Consider the following 17,875-nt stretch of genomic DNA (forward strand, 5'->3'; position numbering starts at 1 on the left):
GGTGCAGGGTATGGGAAGCAGGTATGGCATCAGTCCCGGGCGGTACGCGGTGCATCTGCTTTGCGCTCCTCACCCCGATTTTATACCTGCCGCACAGGGACCTATACAAAGCTAAAAAATAAAAAAGCTTCTGCAAGGTTGCAGAAGCTTTCTATAGACAGCGGGCCAAAGGCCTCTTATTCTTTTCCGATTGGGTAGTAGGCTTTCAGTCCGTCCGGGTATACCCCCTCAATGTACACCACGCCATTATCGAAGTTCTTGAGAATCTTCGCCACATCGGCAGGCTCATCCACCGGATACTTATCGATCTTTGTGATGATGAACCCTTCTTTCATACCTGTATCGCGGAACTTGCTGCTGCGCACGCTTGCAATTTTGGCGCCTCCTGTTATACCCAGCTTCGTCATTTCCTGTCGGCTCACCGGCTCAAAGGTAGCGCCATCGAAGGTGATCGCTTTGGCTTTGCTGCGCTTTACCAGTTCTGTGCTGTTGTTCAGATTCTTCAGGGTCACGTTGGCGGTTTTCTCATCGCCGTTACGCACATACGTAACCTTCACTTTGTCGCCAGGGCGGTAACGGGCGATCTGCTCCAGCAATTGCGACGACTTGCCTACCGTTACGCCGTTTATGGCCGTAATCACATCGCCGCCCTTCAGGCCAGCCTCTTTGGCACCGCTGTTCTCGGTTACTTCGTTGATGTACACGCCGCTCAAGGATTTCAGCTTCTGCTCCTCGGCAAAAGCCGCGTCAATCTCCCGGATAGAGGCACCTAACAAGGCCCGCTGCACTTCTCCGTACTTCAATAAGTCATCTACCACTTTGCTTACAATAGCAGACGGCACGGCGAAGGAATACCCGGCAAAGGAACCTGTTGAGGAAGCAATGGCTGTGTTTATACCTACCAGGTCTCCGTTCAGGTTCACGAGGGCACCGCCGGAGTTACCGGGGTTTACGGCGGCATCCGTCTGTATAAAAGACTCGATGCTCATGTCATTGGCGCTTGTGCGCAGAATGTTGATGTTACGGCCCTTCGCGCTCACGATACCGGCTGTCACGGTGGAGGTCAGGTTCATGGGATTGCCCACGGCCAGCACCCACTCGCCCACCTGCAGGTCGTCAGAGTTTCCGTAACGCAGGGTCGGTAGCTTGTCGGCGTCTACTTTAATCAGGGCAATGTCGGTGGTCGGGTCGGTGCCAACCAGAGTAGCCGTCATCTTCCGTTTGTCATCCATCACCACCTCAATTTTATCGGCCTTGTCAATCACGTGGTTGTTGGTCACGATATAGCCATTAGAGGCGACGATCACACCGGAGCCGGAGCCCATCTGCGGGCCACGCGGCACGCGGTCGCCAAAGCCGTCTCCAAAGAATTCCCGAAGGAACGGGTCCATCGGGCTATTACCGCGACTCGTGGCATTGCTGTTTCCACTGTACTCTGTCATCACGTGCACCACCGCCGGAGTAGAGGTCTGTGCCGCTTTTATGAAATTAAGGCCTTCCGGCACTACGGAGTTGCTGCTGCGCATATCGCTGGTATAGCGCACGTTAGGGTATGGCTGCTGTTCTGTGGAAACGGTCTTGTCATCTTCCAACAGTTTATAGCTACCTACTGCCACACCGCCGCCCATAACGGCTGAAAGCGCAACGCCAAGTATGAATTGCTTCGTCTTCATGTTTTGGATTTAAGCTATGAGTTGATATTAAGAAATGTCTATATTATACTATGATAACGCTCTCTCTGTATACGGTAGTATAACAGAAGGGGATAGTTAAAACGGTTGCTTCCAGTAGAACAAAAAGGAGGCCAAACTTATGGGCCTCCTTTTCAGTTTTTAATGCTTTAGCTTCTCTTCGATTTGTTGTTTTCAGAGGCGGCCGTTGCATTTTCCTCTACCTGCTTGTCTTTCCCGCCGCTCTTTTTACCAGAGCCGGAGGTGATGTTGATCTGCCGTCTCATGGTTTTGTGCTCATCCTTGGGCACATGCACCTGCAGGATGCCATCTTCGAAGTGCGCCGAAATCTTGTCCGGGTCGATTTTGTCTGGCAGGAAAAACGATCTGCTGAAGGAGCCATACTGTGTCTCCAGCATATGGTAGCGTCGGCCGTCCTCTTTGCGCTCCAGCTTCCGCTCACCCGAAATCGTCAGCTTGCCTTCCTGAAAATCAATCTGGATATCCTCCGGCTTCACACCTGGCAGGGCTAACTGCATCTCATACCCTTTCTCGGTCTCACTGGCGTCTACATGCGGCGTAAACTCTGAGAGCCCTCTACTATTTACAGACTCGTTGAAGAATCTGTCCAACATTGTGCTAAATGAATTCGGCATACCCTCCTGCATGCCCTGATATCTGCTCAGTACCATAGTTATACCTCCTTTAAATTTAGTTTTGAAGTAATTTACAACCATGGTATAGTAAAAACCATACCAACCGAATTATCCTTACATATCCTGAAATAATGTCATTTTAGATTGATTGAAAAAAGGTATCTCCCTGACTAATTTACAGTTACCTCGCTATCAATATGTTATACTGGCAGTTTGGGGGGTGCTGTTGAGGGTATACTTTATCTCCAGCCCCAGCACCGGGGAGATGCGGTTGCGTTTGGTGGTATAGCCTTCTTCTACTAATTGCTCCTGCGCATCGTACACAGGCGGCACCAGCACATAGTAGTAATGCGTTTGGCGCATGAAATAGGGCGTGAGGCGCAGCTTGTCCGTCACTTCGTAAGTCAGATTCAGGCGCAGGCGGGTGCGGTCTATCACCCGTTCCTGGGTGCCCATACTCTTTTTGCCTCCAAACCCTGACAGCACCATGCCTTCGTACCTGATGCCGGGTGTCAGGAACCTGCCTCCGAGTGGCAGCCGCTTGCCCAGTTCGCCCTCCAGCCGCAGCCTGCTAAAGACATCATGGCCCTGCTGGCCCACGTACTCCGCCGTCAGTTGCTTGTTGAAAAACAAACTACCGACCTTGCCGCTGTGCCGGAGAAACACAGTGTAAAACGCGGTTTTAGGATAATCCTCAGCCGCGTAGCGGAACACTGCGCCAGCTCGCCAGTGCGCCGAGAGGGTCTGCTCATACCCCAGCGCCAGCTCAATCCGCTCAAAGTTTTGGAGTGGGCCATTGGCGGCCAGATCGTTAAAGCGGCCATCGGTGTTGATGCGGTACTGGTTCTGTATAAAGAGCAGGCCGCTCTCGTTCACCCCGAAGCTCGCCTGAAGCTCGGGCCACACAGCCATCGGGCTGGATACTTTGCTCTGGGCCTGTACCAGAAGTGGCGCTGCCAACAGCAGCAAGCAGTAAAGTTTTCTCATACGATGCTATTCTTCCTGGCTACGCTCCTCATACTGGCTCAAAACACTGAACAGGATATGGCTTTCCCACTCATCGAACTCTATGATCTTGTTCAGCTCCGGGTCGTGTTTGTTGTACAGCGCGAAGTACTCCTCATACTCCTTCACTGCCACATCCGGCCACGCGGTCAGCTGCCCGTCGGCGGCAAAATACGCGCCTTCGGCCGTCAGCCACACGCCGCACACCCGCAGCTCCTGCTTCGCAGCAAACTCCTGCCTGTAGTCCTCCACGATATCCTTGAAGTAAAAGTCCCACATATAGTCGGTGATGGTGTCGTAGGCTTTTTGGGAGGCGCTGTTTTGGCTGAAATAGCTGAAGAACCGGATCTTCAGGATGCCGTTCTCCCGCGTCCGGATATCAATCCGGAAGTCGCAGCCCACATAAAAACGGTACCAGATAATCCAGCTCATGCTGTGCTTGATGTCCAGCACATCCTCTTTGCTGACCCGGGTAAAGCGACTCGCCTCAAACTCCTTGTTCTCATACTCCAGGTATTCCGGCGAGAGGCGCAGGGTGCGCTTGCGGCCAAGCAGCCCAGTGGACAGCTGATAAATCAGGATTTTGGCGCCTTTCATCCGCAGCTATGCCTTCGCCGCCAGTTCCTGCAGAGCCGCATACGCCATCAGCCCGATGCTTGTCTCAAGCGCCGCCTCGTCTATATCGAAGGTGGGGGTATGCACCGACGAGACGATCCCGCGGGCCTCGTTGCGGGTGCCCAGGCGGTAGAAACAGGCAGGCACCTCCTGCGAGTAATAGGCAAAGTCCTCTGCCCCCATCCACAGGTCGAGGTCCACCACGTTTTCTGCGCCAAGGTAAGCCTCGGCAGCGGCACGCGTGCGCTCCGTCAGGCTCGGGTCGTTTTTCAGGAAGGGGTAGCCTTTCTTGATGTCGATCTCGCAGCTGCCGCCCATGCTTTCGCAGAGTCCCTCGGCCAGTTTTTTAATGCGCTTGTGTGCCTCTTCGCGCCAGACCTCATTCATGGTCCGGAACGTGCCCTCGATTTTTACCTCGTTGGGGATGACGTTGGTGGCCCCTTTGGCCTCTACCTTGCCGAACGACAGTACCGACGGCACCTTTGGGCTGGCGTGGCGGCTCACGATCTGCTGCATCGCCACGATCAGGTGCGAGGCGATCAGCACGGTGTCTACGTTCTGCTCGGGCATGGCGGCGTGGCCTCCCTTGCCTTTCACGGTGATATAAATCTCATCGGCGCTGGCCATGTACATGCCCGCCCGGAAGCCCACTTTGCCCGCTGGCAGCATCGGGAACACGTGCTGCCCTAAAATCTGCGCCGGAGCCGGGTTTTGCAAAACGCCTTCCCTGATCATGAGCGAGGCACCGCCCGGAAACTTCTCCTCGCCGGGCTGAAAAATCAGCTTCACGGTTCCCTCAAATTCGCCGCGCATCTCCTGCAGGATACGCGCCGCGCCCAGCAGCGAGGCCGTGTGCACATCGTGGCCGCAGGCGTGCATCACCCCGTCTTTCTTCGATTTATACGCTACTTCGTTTGCCTCCATAATGGGCAGCGCGTCCAGGTCGGCGCGCAGGGCGATGGTTCTCTTCTCGGGGTTGCGGCCCTGCACGAGCGCAACAAGCCCGGTTTCGGCCATGGCAACGGGCTCCAGGCCATACCCCTCCAGCACGCTCCGCACATACGCGGCGGTGTTGTGCTCCTCAAACGAAAGCTCGGGATTGGCGTGGATGTGACGGCGCACCTGCACCGTGTCGGGGGTATAGGTATGGGCGAGTTGCTTTACGCGTGCTACTAATTCTGGCATGATAGAAATTCTATTGGCCGCAAGCATCTGCTCACGGTTGGCTTATTCTCAAAAAAAAAACCGCAGGCAACAGCTTCCACTGCACATTAATTTATACCTGCGGCAGGCATAGAACAATGTAGCAATAAAACGGTATGGTATCAAACAAAAAATAGCGTTGCGGCCTCCAGAACCACAACGCTACGAGTATACTGGCTGATCGCAAAAGCCTTTTGCTATTGCCTCAGTAGGTTTTGTTGATGTTGATTTGCTCTTCCACAATCTGCGCGTTCGGCAGGAGGTCGGCTAACTGGTTGAGCACCTGCTGCGCCTCGATTCGACTAAAGAAGTCCCCTATTTTCAGGCGGAAGTTGGGCTGGCTGTAGGTGAGGTAGTCTTTCTCGTCGGGCACGCGCGCGATAATGGACTTGCGCAGGTTCATGACGGTTTGGCGCTCGGAGCCATTATACGCCAGAATGCGGTATCCCTGGGCATATTTGATGTTCTTGTTTACGTTGGCCACCGTGTCCATCAGCGCCGCCACCTTGTCGTTCACGTGGTTTTTGGGCTCTATCCGTGCATCGGATGCAGCAGCGTCCTCCACAGGGTATTTAGGGCGGTATACGCTCAGGTCTTCCACCACTCTGGCCTCGGCAGTAGTCTTGCCCCTGGACTTGCCTTTAGACGTTTTGGCGGAGGAAGGGGCACAGGCAGTGCCAAAAAGCAGCGCCAGCGAAAGGAAAATACTAAGAATTCTGTTCATGGGTCATGATGTTTACGCTGGCAGAGCAACCGAGTCTGTCGGCTCCAGCCTGGATGAACGCCTCGGCATCGGCAAATGTTTTGATCCCGCCGGACGCTTTAATCTTTACGTTTTTTGGCAGCACGCGGCGCATCAGGAGGATGTCCTCCACGGAGGCGCCGCGCGCGGCAAAGCCGGTGGATGTTTTCACGTAGTCGGCTTCGGCGGCAACGCAGAGGGCACAGGCCTTTTCTATTTCCGCCGGAGTCAGGAGCGCGGTTTCGATGATCACCTTCAACTGCGCCTCTTTGAGGTGGCAGAATTTGGCCAGGTCACTCAGTTCGTTCTCCACCTCCGCATACCTCCCCGACTTAAAAGCCGAGATGTTCATCACTACGTCGATCTCGTTTGCGCCGTCTGCGATGGCCTGGTGTGTCTCCAGAAACTTCACTTTGGCATGCTGATACCCCAGCGGGAACCCCACCACCGTCGCCACTTTTACCAGCGTGCCGGGGCCCAGGGTTTCCAGGGCCAGCTGCACGTAGCAAGGCGGCACGCACACAGCCGCAAAGCCATAACTTCGGGCTTCGTGGCACAGTTGGGCCACCTGCCCCGCAGTGGTATCCGGGCGCAGCTGGGTATGGTCTATATAAGCGGCAAGTTCTTGTGCTAACATCACAGTCTGGTAAAAGATAAAGGACATAAGACAAGGGGCGCTCCCTCGTGTTATATCCTTTATGCTTCAGTTATGCTTTATGCGTATCAATTTTTCTGGCCAGTATGGCGAACCTGCTGTGCACTACTTTTCTTCGATCAGCACGCAACGGTTGTTGTGCAGGTCCTCTTCCACGGTCTTAAACTTTACGTCTTTCAGCACGCGTCCGTCCATATACTGCACATTCACGCGGTCGTTGCGGCCAGCTACTTTATGCGAGTGGGCAGGCATGATCTTCTCCGGCTCATGCTGTGGCGCAGAGGTATGGCCCGCGTTGTCTTCCAGCGAAGAGTGTACTTCCTGCTTCTGCTCTTTCAACACCGGCGGCTTTGGTGCCATCGGTGGCCTAACGGGCTGTTGCATCTGTGGCTGCGGCGTCTGCACCGGGATGTAGGCGTGGAACAGGAACTGGATCGTTTCCTCGTTCACCTTGCCGATCATGCGCTTAAACAGCTCAAACGACTCAAACTTGTAGATCAACAGCGGGTCTTTCTGCTCGTATACCGCGTTCTGCACGCTCTGCTTCAGGTTGTCCATCTCGCGCAGGTGCTCCGTCCAGGCCTGGTCAATGGTGCCCAGCGTGATGATCTTCTCCATCGCCCGGATCAGCTCTGATCCATGCGATTCGTACGCCTTCGTCAGGTTAGACACAGCGGCCATCTGGCGCTTGCCATCGGTAAACGGCACGGCCACATTCTCAATCATCGGCCCGCGGTTTTGGTGGATGTCCGAGATAATTGGGTATGCCTGCTCGCCGATCTGCTTATTCTTGTTGAGGTAATGGTTCAGGGCCTCGTTGTAAAGGCGCTCGGCCAACTGGTTGGCTTGCACGCTCTTAAACTCATCCTCCGTGATAGCCGACTCGATGCCGAACACGCGCAACACGTGCAGCTGGAAGTTTTCGTAGTCGTTGATGTTCTTGTAGCTCACGATCACGTCTTCGCTGATATCGTAGATCATGTTCCAGATATCCAGCTCCAGGCGCTCCCCGTACAGGGCGTTGCGGCGGCGCTTGTATACCACCTCGCGCTGGGCGTTCATCACGTCATCGTACTCCAGCAGGCGCTTCCGCATCCCGAAGTTATTCTCCTCCACTTTCTTCTGCGCACGCTCAATAGAGTTCGTGATCATCGAGTGCTGGATTACCTCGCCTTCCTCCAGACCCATGCGGTCCATCAGGCGGGCGATACGGTCAGAGCCGAACAGGCGCATCAGGTTGTCTTCCAGACTCACGAAGAACTGCGAAGAACCCGGGTCACCCTGGCGGCCGGAACGACCACGCAACTGGCGGTCTACGCGGCGCGACTCGTGGCGCTCAGTACCGATAATGGCCAGACCACCCGCGCCTTTCGACTCCGGCGCCAGCTTAATATCAGTACCACGACCGGCCATGTTGGTGGCAATGGTGACGGTGCTTGGCTTACCAGCCTCGGCCACCACCTCCGCCTCTTTCTGGTGCATTTTGGCATTCAGCACCTGGTGCTTGATCTTGCGGAGGGTAAGCATGCGGCTCAGGAGCTCCGAAATCTCCACCGAAGTGGTACCCACCAGCACCGGGCGACCGATCTGGGTCAGCTCCACGATCTCGTCGGCCACGGCATTGTATTTCTCGCGCACGGTCTTGTATACCTTGTCGTGCTCGTCTTTCCGGGAGATAGGGCGGTTGGTCGGGATCACGACCACGTCCAGCTTATAGATATCCCAGAACTCGCCTGCCTCTGTTTCGGCTGTACCCGTCATACCAGAGAGTTTGTGGTACATTCGGAAGTAGTTCTGCAGCGTCACGGTGGCGTAGGTCTGTGTGGCATCCTCTACCTTCACGTTCTCTTTCGCCTCAATGGCCTGGTGCAAACCGTCTGAATAGCGGCGGCCTTCCATTACGCGGCCCGTCTGCTCATCCACGATCTTCACCTTGTGGTCCGGCGTTACCAGGTACTCGGTATCCTTCTCGAACAGGGTATAGGCCTTCAGCAACTGGTTGATGGTATGGATGCGCTTCGACTTCTCCTGGAAGTCCGCGATCAGCTTCTCTTTCTGATGCAGCTGCTCCTCATGCGAAATAGATTTGTTATTATCAATGTGGGCGATCTCCATACCGATGTCCGGCATGATGAAGAAGTGCGGGTCTTCGCCCTGGCCTGTGATCAGGTCGATGCCTTTTTCAGTCAGCTCGATCTGGTTGTGCTTCTCGTCGATGGTGAAGTAAAGCGGCTCGTCGGCTTCCGGCATCATGCGCGAGTTGTCCTGCAGGAAGTGGTTCTCCGTTTTCTGCATGATCGCGCGGTTACCCGTTTCGCTCAGGAACTTGATCAAGGGCTTGCTCTTGGGCAGGCCGCGGTAGGCACGGAAAAGCGACAGGCCGCCCTCCTGCGTGTTGCCTTCCTTGATCATGCGCTTGGCCTCGGTCAGAAAGTTAGACACCACCTTGCGCTGGGCTTCCACCAGCATGGCGATGCGCGGCTTCAGCTGATAGAACTCATGCTCATCGCCGCGCGGCACGGGGCCGGAAATGATCAGCGGGGTACGGGCATCGTCAATCAACACGGAGTCAACCTCATCCACCATGGCATAATGGTGCTTGCGCTGCACCAGGTCCTGTGGCTCGCGGCTCATGTTGTCGCGCAGGTAGTCGAAGCCGAATTCATTGTTGGTACCGTAGGTGATGTCTGCTTTGTAGGCGTTGCGGCGGGCCTCGGAGTTCGGCTGGTGCTTGTCGATGCAGTCGATGGTCAGGCCATGGAACTCGAACAAAGGCGCCATCCACTCAGAGTCACGCTTGGCCAGGTAATCGTTCACGGTTACCACATGCACGCCGCGTTTAGCCAGTGCGTTTAGGTAAGCGGGCAGCGTGGCCACCAGCGTCTTCCCCTCACCTGTCGCCATCTCCGCGATCTTGCCCTGGTGCAGCACAATGCCACCAATCAGCTGCACGTCATAGTGCAGCATGTCCCAGACGATCTCGGAGCCGGCAGCCAGCCATTTGTTTGCCCATATGGCCTTGTCGCCGTCGATCTGCACGTTTGGCTTGCGGGAGGCAAACTCACGGTCCATGTCGGTGGCGGTCACTACCATCTGGCCGTTCTCTTTCCAGCGGCGGGCCGTCTCTTTCACCACGGCAAAACCGGCTGGCAGCACCTCCATCAGCACCACTTCCAGCTCTTTGTTGCGCTCCTTCTCCAACTCGTCTATCTCAGAGAAAATATTCTCTTTCTGCACGATGTTCAGTTCGGGCTCGTCGGCAATGCGCTTGTGCAGGGCTGCGATCTTGTCGTCAGTGGGCTTCAGCCGCTCATCAATGATACCTTTGATCTCCACCGTTTTCTGGCGAAGCTGGTCGTCTGAGAGGCCACTCAGCTTCACATACTCATTATTTATGGTGGATACGTAGGGTATAACCTCTTTTATATCTCTGTCGGATTTGGTTCCGAATAGTTTCGCAACGGTTTTACCGAAAAAATCAAACATCTGTATGTAGCTCTTTTATATAAATTCTCTGTTCGCAATATCGTCAAAAATAGCTTTTTTTCCGATATATCTAATTTTCTGCACTAAAACAGTACCAGAATAACGGACCTGGAAAGCAACTGCCAAATTTACCGCTGCCGTATAGCGGTTCTGCTATTTATATACCTGCGCCGCAACAGGCTATGCCATAACCTATACCATGTGGCAGAAGTTCGGTTTTGCCTGATGATAGTTGGCTGTTTGTTGCTGGATGGCTGAATAGATATGAGTTGGGTTGCGCTTGCCAATTTTAACTGATGCACAGTCGGGGTTTCACCCGTATCAAATCCAGGTATGTGACTGTATCCCGATCAGCCGCCTGCCCTAGTGCTTGACCAATTTGCTTACCAGAATTAGCGTTTGTTTTATATGCATAGAAACGGCTTTTATGCCTCATTCCTAATTCTTAAATTTCTAATTTTTAATTTGGCGAAGCACCAGCCTATACCCATACGGTAGCCAGCCTTTAAAAAACCCGCTGAAACTCCACCACGTCCTGCCAGCCGTCGGGGGTGCGGATCCAGTCTTTCCGGATACCCACTTTATCGAACTCCGCTTTCTGGAAGAGGTTGATGCTGGCAAGGTTGGTGGCCGTGACGGTGCAGTATACCTGATGCAGCTGCAGGGTATGCTGGCAGTAGCCCAACAACAGCTGCAGGGCATCGCTGGCGTGCCCATGGCCCCGATGCGCGGCCGTTACCACCACCCCCACGCCTGCGCGGCTGTGCAGCGGCTCGAAGTCAAACAGGTCGATGGCGCCGACTGCCTGCTGCTGCATGTTGCAGATGGCCAGGCGCAACTGCTTGACGGTATAAATGTCGAGGGTGGCGTTTTCGAGGTAGGTCTCCAGCACGGCTTTGGAGTAGGGCGTCAGGGTATCGCCGATGTGCCAGACGGAGGTATCGTTTTCCAGGGCGTATAAAAACTCCAGATCGGTGGGCTCTAAGGCTCTGAGGTATGTATTAGCTGCACGTAGGAACACGCCGGTCTGGGTTTATATGCCTTGGTTAGAGTTGCTGCGTTTGGGGCAATGCCACAGAGCCTGAGAAAACCAGCTTGGCAGGCCCGTTCAGGAAAATGTACTTGAAGCCGTCTCCGTTTTGCTCAAAAGACACCTCCAGCTCCCCGCCCAGAGTCTTCACTTTCACCGGGCTGTGGAGCCCCAGCAGGCCAGCTACCAAGGCGCAGGCGGTTACGCCGGTGCCACAGGAAAGTGTCTCGTCCTCCACGCCCCGCTCATAGGTGCGCACAAATATTTCGTCTTCTGAGATGCGCTCCACAAAGTTCACGTTGGTGCCCTCGGCCGCGAAGCGGTCGTTGTAGCGGACGGCGCGGCCTTCTTCATATACGTTCAGGTGCTGCACATCATCCACGAAGCGCACATAGTGGGGCGAGCCGGTGTTCAGGAAATAATCCTGGCCAATTTGCTCTACCTGCCGCACGTCGTTCATTTTTAACTGGATGAGGTCGCGCTCCACGCTGGCCTGGTGCTCGCCGTCGGCGGCCAGGAAGCAGGCCACGTCCTCGATCACGCCCAGCTGCCGCGCAAAGCGGACGGTGCAGCGCGCCCCGTTGCCGCACATAGACCCGAGGCGGCCATCGGCGTTGTAGTACAGCATCTCGAAGTCGTAGTCGGGGTGGTCCTGCAGCAGAATAAGCCCGTCGGCCCCCACGCCGGTGCGCCTGTCGCACAGCTGCTTCACCAGCGTCTCGTCCTCCGTCGGGAAGGTGTGCTTGCGGTTATCTACCATCACGAAGTCGTTGCCCGTGCCCTGGTATTTATAGAATGTTATTGCCATATAGTTGAAACAAAAAATTCTGCGGCTGCGTGCGATTTTCTATGTTCGGCGGATAGTCGTACTTTTGCCGCCAACCGGCACACAGCCAGAAACAAGCAACAAAGATATGTATTCCTTTCTTACAACAGAAAACTGGGCCGACTATGAATTGGTAGATTCCGGAAATTTTGAAAAACTGGAGCGCTTCGGACCCTATTACGTCGCCCGCCCTGAGCCTCAGGCCATTTGGGACAAGCACCTGCCCGAGCAGGAGTGGAAGCGCATGGCCAATGCCGTGTTCACGCGCGACAAAGGCAGCCAGGAGAAAGGACAGTGGCAACTGAAGAAAGGAATGCCCGAGCAGTGGTACATCGACTATAGGTATAATGATCTGAAACTGCGCTTCCGGCTGGGATTGTCCTCGTTTAAGCACGTGGGCCTGTTCCCGGAGCAGGACAGCAACTGGAGGTTTATCTACGACACTACCCGGAAATTAAAGACGCCCCAGCCCAAGGTGCTCAACATGTTTGCCTATACCGGGGCCGCCTCGCTGGCCGCCAAAGCTGCGGGTGCCGACATCACGCACCTCGACTCCATCAAGCAGGTGAACTTCTGGGCCCGCGACAACATGGAGGCCAGCAACCTCGACAACGTGCGCTGGGTGGTGGAAGACGCCATGAAGTTCGCGCGCCGCGAGGTGAAGCGGGGCAACACCTACAACGGCATCATCCTGGACCCGCCCTCCTATGGCCGCGGGCCGAACGGAGAAAAGTGGCAGTTGGAGAACGAGCTGAACGAGATGATCAAGCTGTGCCGCGAGATGCTGGACGGAACCGACTATTTCCTGCTCATCAACCTTTACTCCATCGGCTTCTCCGCCATGATCCTGGACAACCTGATGCGCGATACGTTCGGGGAGTTGGTGCAGCACGAGGAACTGGGCGAGTTATACCTCCACGACAGCGGCAACCGACGGCTGCCCTTGGGCACGTTTTTCCGGTTTACCTCTGCCAGCTAATAAGCCTTTCGCCTGTTTTTTTATACCCCTGACCCGGCCCAACTACTCACGCACCTAACACACGCTGGCAGCATGCTCATACCTCCTCAGAGTGCCTGAGGAGCGCCAGCCTAAACTTTTGCCGCGCCAGAGTGTTTGCCATACCGCTGCGAACACCCAGCCGTGCGCCATACAACACACCTGATTCATGCCCACGAAGCGGGCATGAATGACTTTAGTAATGAAAAAAACGCTGAAAAAAATACCGCTGCTGCTTTTAATCCTGCTACAGGCTTCCTTTTTGCTGGCCATCGCAATGGAGCAGCTCACCGCCATCCCGATCCTGGTTTTTATCATCGCCATTCTGGTTTTCCTGTTGCTGGCTTACACCAAAGTGCCCACACATGACGCGAAGCATCTAAAGAGAGATTTTCTTGCAGTGCTGTTTGTCGTAACCGGGGCCTTGGCGGCCTTTCATCTCAACATCAACATGGCGCTGGGGCCCGTGATTGCGGCGGCGGCAGTGGGCACAGTCGCTTCGTTTGCCCCAACCCTCAACATAAAATCGGCCATCTTGCAAGAGGTACCTGCGGCGGCGTATTGTGGTGCTTTTGTGGGGATGTCCAGTCAGCAGGTGGCGGGCAATGTGCTGTTTATCCTGCTGGCCAGCATCGTGGCCGGGCTGCTGCTTGTTTTCTCCAAGAACATATTCCACGGTTTTGGCGGAAAACTGGGAACCGTGGCGTTTGGGGGCGTGGCCGTCACGTATTTGCTCATCTTTCTTTTCCTCGGCTAGCATGCAGGCAGTAATCCTGATCATCACCGGAATAGTGGCCGCTGTTTGCACCTATGTGCTCAACACGAAGCTTGGCCAGGGGCCTGTGCGCTCGTCGGCTGTGTTGTCTTTGGCCGTCGGCTCCGTATGCTACCTTTTCCCGGATGCACTCTCGCCGTATCTTACCCAAAACATACCCCTTGTGTTCATCGGCTCTTCCTTTGTCGGTATGGTGTCCTCCAGCGTTGTGTCCAATTACCTCACCGTCGGGGCGTCGGGCTTTATCTTCTCGCTGATTTACTTAAACACCAGCACCTTTTTCACGGGGTATGGCGGGAGCCTGGGCACTGCCGCCTGTATCTCGCTGCTCGTGGCCATCAGCCTGCCAGTTATGGTAAGAAAGCGGAAGCTAAGCAATGGCTACCTCGTGTTAAGAAAGATGGTTCTCAAACGGAAAAAGCCCCGATCAACGGAGTAGGCATTCGCCCTTGCCGCTTCTGGCTGCCTAAGCTTCTGCCAGCGCATGTTTAAGAAGCATACTAGCATGACGCCTGTGCAATTCCGGAAACAGTAATTGGTTTCAGCTTCTCTTTTTTTGCTTTAATCGCCGGCCCATACATCCCCATACCTTTGTCTTCGTAAGAATTGATTGAAACGAAGTACATATAACATGACAACAGACAACATTCAAGGAAAAGTAGTGGTGATAACCGGCGGCAGTAGCGGCCTGGGCGAGGCAACAGCCCGCCACCTGGCAGCCAAAGGCGCCGCTGTGGTGCTGGGTGCCCGCAGAATAGAGCAGTTGGAGACCATCGCGGCCGATATCCGGGAGCAGGGTGGCAGAGTGGAGGTCCTGAAAACCGACGTGACCAGAGCCGAAGACGTGCACGCCCTCATCCAAAAGGCAGTGGAGGCGTTCGGCCGTGTCGATGTCCTGATCAACAACGCCGGACTGATGGCGATTGCCCCGATCAGCGAGCTGAAAGTGGACGAGTGGGAAAACATGATCGACATCAACATAAAAGGTGTGCTGTATGGCATCGCCGCCGTGCTGCCTCTGTTCGAGAAGCAAGGCTCCGGGCACATCATCAACATCTCGTCGGTGGCCGGTATAAAAGTGTTTAGCCCCGGCGGCACGGTATACAGCGGCACCAAGTTCGCGGTGAAGGCCATCAGCGAAGGCCTGCGCCACGAGGTGGGCGGCAATATCCGCACCACCTCCATCGACCCGGGCGCGGTGGACACGGAACTGAAGCACGGCAGCTCGCACGAGGAGAGCGCCAAGTTTGTGAAGGACTTCTACCAAAGCGCTATCCCGGCCGACTCGGTGGCCCGCGCGATTGCCTACGCCATTGAGCAACCGGCAGACGTGGACATCAACTCGATTGTGCTTCGGCCTACCGTGCAGGAGTTTTAATCTCTCCGTTAACACAGGCCAACTGGCCATTAAAAAACGCCAAACTGCAGCAGATGCGGTTTGGCGTTTTTTTATACCCTCTCTGCCTTTGCGCGGGCTTGCCGGCAAGCGCCTTGTACCCACCGGATAATCTAGCTATATTTCTCTTTGATTTCCTGTAGCACAACGTATACCTCCACAGTCCTCATTTTTTACTGTATGAAAAAACGCTTCGCACTGATCGACATGGGCACCAACACGTTTCATCTGCTCATTACCGAAGTAGATGAAACCGGCCAACGGCACGACTTCGTCAAAACCAAGGTACCGGTGCGGTTGGGCCAGGGCGGCATCAGCAACGGCACCATTGCGCCGGAGGCATACGAACGCGCCCTCCATACCCTCCAGGAGTTCCGGAAACAGATAGACGCACATGACGTGGAAACCGTGCGCGCCATGGCCACCAGCATGGTGCGCAACGCCAGCAACGGTGAGGCGTTTGTGAAGGACATCTTTAAGCAAACCGACATACAGGTAGAGGTGATCGACGGCAACAAAGAGGCCGAGCTGATATACTACGGCGTGCGGTCGGCGGGGGTGCTGGATGAGCAGACGGCCCTGATCATGGACATTGGTGGCGGCAGCGTAGAGTTTATCATCTGCAACAAAAGCGAGATATTCTGGAAGCGCAGCTTCGAAATCGGGGCACAGCGCCTGATGGACAACTTCTTCAAGCAAGACCCGATTTCTCCGGATAATGTTGCCGCCGAAAAATCCTTTCTGCGCGAGAAGCTACAGCCGCTCACAGAAGCCGTGGCCCGGTATAAGCCAACCGTGCTCGTTGGCTCGTCCGGCACCTTCGACACCCTCTGCGACATCGATGCCCTCCGCAAGGGCAACACCAGCCGGCAACTGAACCAGCCTGCGGCGTCTGCGCTGGCGCTGGATGATTTTTACCGGATATACCAGTCGCTGCTGCGCAATAACCACGAACAGCGCCTGGCCATGCCGGGTATGCTGGAGATGCGCGTGGACATGATCGTGCTGGCCAGCATTGCCGTGGATTTTGCCCTGGAGCAGTATGGCCTGCAGGAGATCCGGGTATCGGCCTATGCCCTGAAAGAGGGCGTGCTGCAAAAAGTGCTCGAGGAAGAACAGGCTTAAGCGTCTGTCATTTCTCCCGTAGGCCGAACTGGCCATACATGATTTCCCTTTGCCATACCCCCTTTCCAGGCGTCGACCTGCCGTGTTCAGCCTTGGGTCTGCTGCTTTTTTATTAATTTGCCCTCCCATTACAGATTTAGACATGCATTCATACAGACAACTGTTCGATTTCACCCGAGAGGTTTTCCTGCACATGGGCTGCCCGCCCGATGACGCCAAGCTGGCCACCGAAGTATTGTTAGAGGCTGACCTGCGGGGAGTGGACTCGCATGGCGTGGCCCGCCTGAGTGGTTACGTGCGCCTTTGGGAGGCAGGGCGCATCAACCCGAAGCCCAACGTGCGCATTGTGCACGAAACGCCCAGCACGGCCACCGTGGACGGCGATGCCGGGCTCGGCTTGGTGATCGCACCCCGCGCTATGGACATCGCCATCGCGAAGGCCGAGAAAGTAGGCACCGGTTGGGTGTCCGTCAAGAACTCAAACCACTTCGGCATTGCCGGTTACCATGCCATGGAGGCCCTGTCGTCGGATATGATCGGGATTGCCATGACGAACGCCTCGCCGCTGGTGGCCCCCACCTTCTCTACCGACCGCATGCTGGGTACCAACCCCATTGCCGTGGCCATACCCACCAAAAACCAACCTGCCTTCGTCGCCGACTTTGCCACGGCCTCTGCCGCCAACGGCAAGCTGGAGATTTTGCAGCGCAAGGAAAAAAAAGCCCCGATAGGCTGGATACAGACAAAGGAAGGTGACCGCTCCACCAATGCCAACGAGTTGAAAGAAGGCGGCGCTTTACTGCCTCTGGGCAGCGACCGTACGCACGGCAGCCATAAAGGGTATGCGTTGGCCGCCATAGTGGATATCTTCTCGGCTGTGCTGTCCGGGGCGAATTATGGCCCCTGGGTGCCGCCGTTCGTGAGCTTCCTACCTGTTGCAGACAACCTGCCCGGCGAGGGAATCGGGCATTTTCTGGGGGCGATGCGCATCGATGCCTTCCGGCCAGCCGATGAGTTCAAAGCCCATATGGACAACTGGATCGGGGCGTTCCGGAACGCGAAGGTGAAAAAGGGAGAGAAAGCCGTGCTGATTCCCGGTGACCCGGAGCGCGAGATGACTGAAAAGCGCCTGAAAAAAGGGATACCGCTCCTGCCGCCCGTGGAGCGCGACCTGGAGGAGTTGGCCAAACGATTCGGCATTCAGCTGTAGGCGGTATGGCAACTAGCACCGCGGCCAGGTTTTTCAAAGGGATAGGAGCCAGCTCGGCAAACCGCAGCATCGTGCTGATGGTGCTGACCTGGCTCCTGAACGTGCTCTGGCTGGGCCTGAACTATTTCTGGCGCTTCGCCTCTGTGGAGGTGTTGCTGGCCATACCTGTTTTGCTGCTCGTATATGCCTTGCTTGCCCTGCTGGCCTATACCTATTGGGGCGTGCGCGATGTGCAGGAGAAAGACGCCCCCTATGCCAACGTGATGGTGGGCGTGATTGTGGCTGTTACCCTCCTCTACTTCAACTTCAACTTACTGCAGTTTGTGCTCGGCGTAATTCAGTAACGATAAGGTAGCGTGAACTAGGGGATATCGCGGTGGTATCAAGATTTGAAACTCCTTGTTGTCATAGCTTGCTTTGCGCTCCACGCCTGGGGTAGGGGCCCTTCTTAAGCTGGGGCGCGTTTTCCCGCTCGGCACTGTGT

Annotated in this window: 17 protein-coding genes; 7 read left to right on the forward strand and 10 right to left on the reverse strand. The window is 55.5% G+C overall.

All coding sequences use genetic code 11. The features are described from left to right. Nucleotides 1-176 precede the first annotated feature (176 nt). From MKJ04_RS21980 to dapF, 10 genes are all read right to left on the reverse strand, one after another. Nucleotides 177-1,673, reverse strand: coding sequence for a Do family serine endopeptidase (locus MKJ04_RS21980; protein WP_241644235.1), 1,497 nt, complete (start codon nt 1,671-1,673; stop codon nt 177-179). 167 nt (nt 1,674-1,840) lie between these two features. Then, complete coding sequence (locus MKJ04_RS21985; protein WP_241644237.1) at nt 1,841-2,362, reverse strand: Hsp20/alpha crystallin family protein; 522 nt, start codon at nt 2,360-2,362, stop codon at nt 1,841-1,843. A 156-nt stretch (nt 2,363-2,518) separates the two neighbouring features. After that, the gene (locus MKJ04_RS21990) at nt 2,519-3,313 is read right to left on the reverse strand and encodes a hypothetical protein (protein WP_241644239.1); all 795 of its coding nucleotides are present in this window, start codon (nt 3,311-3,313) and stop codon (nt 2,519-2,521) included. A gap of 6 nt (nt 3,314-3,319) precedes the next feature. Beyond that, entirely contained in the window at nt 3,320-3,928 is a 609-nt protein-coding gene (locus tag MKJ04_RS21995; protein WP_241644241.1) for a hypothetical protein, read from the reverse strand. A gap of 6 nt (nt 3,929-3,934) precedes the next feature. Next, entirely contained in the window at nt 3,935-5,131 is a 1,197-nt protein-coding gene (locus MKJ04_RS22000; RefSeq protein ID WP_241644243.1) for a M20 family metallopeptidase, read from the reverse strand. Between the two features lie 223 nt (nt 5,132-5,354). Then, nucleotides 5,355-5,873 (reverse strand): sporulation protein, encoded by a 519-nt coding sequence (locus MKJ04_RS22005; RefSeq protein WP_241644245.1) that lies wholly within the window; start codon nt 5,871-5,873, stop codon nt 5,355-5,357. After that, a complete protein-coding gene (gene deoC, locus MKJ04_RS22010; protein WP_241644247.1) occupies nt 5,857-6,528 on the reverse strand; it encodes a deoxyribose-phosphate aldolase in 672 nt (223 codons plus the stop codon). Before deoC ends, MKJ04_RS22005 begins: the two co-directional genes overlap by 17 nt. Nucleotides 6,529-6,651: 123 nt before the next feature. Then, nucleotides 6,652-10,032, reverse strand: coding sequence for a preprotein translocase subunit SecA (gene secA / locus MKJ04_RS22015; RefSeq protein WP_241644249.1), 3,381 nt, complete (start codon nt 10,030-10,032; stop codon nt 6,652-6,654). 505 nt (nt 10,033-10,537) lie between these two features. Then, nucleotides 10,538-11,053 (reverse strand): GNAT family N-acetyltransferase, encoded by a 516-nt coding sequence (locus MKJ04_RS22020; RefSeq protein WP_241644251.1) that lies wholly within the window; start codon nt 11,051-11,053, stop codon nt 10,538-10,540. Nucleotides 11,054-11,078: 25 nt separating this feature from the next. Then, complete coding sequence (gene dapF / locus MKJ04_RS22025) at nt 11,079-11,870, reverse strand: diaminopimelate epimerase (RefSeq protein ID WP_241644253.1); 792 nt, start codon at nt 11,868-11,870, stop codon at nt 11,079-11,081. Between the two features lie 106 nt (nt 11,871-11,976). Between dapF and MKJ04_RS22030 the strand changes: the two genes are divergently transcribed. The 7 genes from MKJ04_RS22030 (at nt 11,977) to MKJ04_RS22060 (ending at nt 17,735) form a co-directional block, all read left to right on the forward strand. Next, on the forward strand, nt 11,977-12,867 hold the full coding sequence (locus tag MKJ04_RS22030) for a class I SAM-dependent methyltransferase (RefSeq protein ID WP_241644255.1): 891 nt from the start codon (nt 11,977-11,979) through the stop codon (nt 12,865-12,867). 220 nt (nt 12,868-13,087) lie between these two features. Next, on the forward strand, nt 13,088-13,642 hold the full coding sequence (locus MKJ04_RS22035; protein ID WP_241644257.1) for a hypothetical protein: 555 nt from the start codon (nt 13,088-13,090) through the stop codon (nt 13,640-13,642). A 1-nt stretch (nt 13,643) separates the two neighbouring features. Continuing rightward, nucleotides 13,644-14,099, forward strand: a complete 456-nt coding sequence (locus tag MKJ04_RS22040; protein WP_241644259.1) for a hypothetical protein — start codon at nt 13,644-13,646, stop codon at nt 14,097-14,099. 192 nt (nt 14,100-14,291) lie between these two features. After that, a complete protein-coding gene (locus tag MKJ04_RS22045; RefSeq protein ID WP_241644261.1) occupies nt 14,292-15,038 on the forward strand; it encodes an SDR family oxidoreductase in 747 nt (248 codons plus the stop codon). A gap of 198 nt (nt 15,039-15,236) precedes the next feature. After that, on the forward strand, nt 15,237-16,181 hold the full coding sequence (locus MKJ04_RS22050) for a phosphatase (protein ID WP_241644264.1): 945 nt from the start codon (nt 15,237-15,239) through the stop codon (nt 16,179-16,181). Nucleotides 16,182-16,323: 142 nt separating this feature from the next. After that, complete coding sequence (locus tag MKJ04_RS22055; protein ID WP_241644266.1) at nt 16,324-17,391, forward strand: Ldh family oxidoreductase; 1,068 nt, start codon at nt 16,324-16,326, stop codon at nt 17,389-17,391. A 5-nt stretch (nt 17,392-17,396) separates the two neighbouring features. Continuing rightward, nucleotides 17,397-17,735, forward strand: coding sequence for a hypothetical protein (locus MKJ04_RS22060; RefSeq protein WP_241644267.1), 339 nt, complete (start codon nt 17,397-17,399; stop codon nt 17,733-17,735). Nucleotides 17,736-17,875: the final 140 nt, after the last annotated feature.

It is taken from the genome of Pontibacter sp. E15-1, from assembly GCF_022601975.1.
Classification (GTDB): domain Bacteria; phylum Bacteroidota; class Bacteroidia; order Cytophagales; family Hymenobacteraceae; genus Pontibacter.